This is a genomic window from Haloferax sp. Atlit-6N (assembly GCF_003383195.1).
In the GTDB taxonomy this organism is placed as follows: domain Archaea; phylum Halobacteriota; class Halobacteria; order Halobacteriales; family Haloferacaceae; genus Haloferax; species Haloferax gibbonsii.
Window position 1 is genome coordinate 1 of the sequence record NZ_QEQJ01000072.1, and the last position, 665, is coordinate 665.

Genomic DNA, 665 nt, shown 5'->3' on the forward strand with positions numbered 1-665 from the left:
TTGGCTCGCCGACCCCGGGGGCCTTCGACGACGAGGACGTCGTCCTCGGTGAACTCCTCGCCGTCAACATCGTCAGGGCGCTCGAACAGGTCCGGCGTAACGAGCGCCTCCACGAGCGCGAACGGGAACTCACGCGACAGAACGCCCGACTCGAAGAGTTCGCGAGCGTCGTCTCACACGACCTCCGTAATCCGCTCAACGTGGCCGAGGGGCGGCTCGAACTCGCGATGGAGTTCTGTGGGGACGAGCAGGCCAGAGACCAGTTAACGCAGGTCGCAGGCGCCCACGAGCGGATGGCGGATCTGATCGAGGACCTGCTGACGCTCGCTCGCGACCGCGAGACGACGCTCGATCCGACGCCCATCCAGTTTGAGCCCTTCGTCCGGACGTCGTGGCGGAACGTCGACACCGGTGCGGCCACGCTCGTCGTCGATGATGACGGCACGATCACCGGCGACGAATCACAGTTGCGACAACTGTTCGAGAACCTCTTTCGGAACGCAGTCGAGCACGGCGGACCGGACGTCACCGTCCGCGTGGGCACCTTCCAGAACGGCTTCTACGTCGCGGACGACGGCGACGGTGTCCCCGAAGACGAGCGCGATCACGTCTTCGAGTACGGCTATTCGACGTCACAGAGCGGCACGGGATTCGGGCTCTCGATC

At 65.3% G+C, this 665-nt stretch carries 1 protein-coding gene; it reads left to right on the forward strand.

Features of this window, described 5'->3' with window-relative positions; translation table 11 throughout:
• Positions 1–665 (forward strand): HAMP domain-containing sensor histidine kinase (locus DEQ92_RS21200; protein WP_147299543.1); only part of this gene is annotated, 665 nt, incomplete at both ends.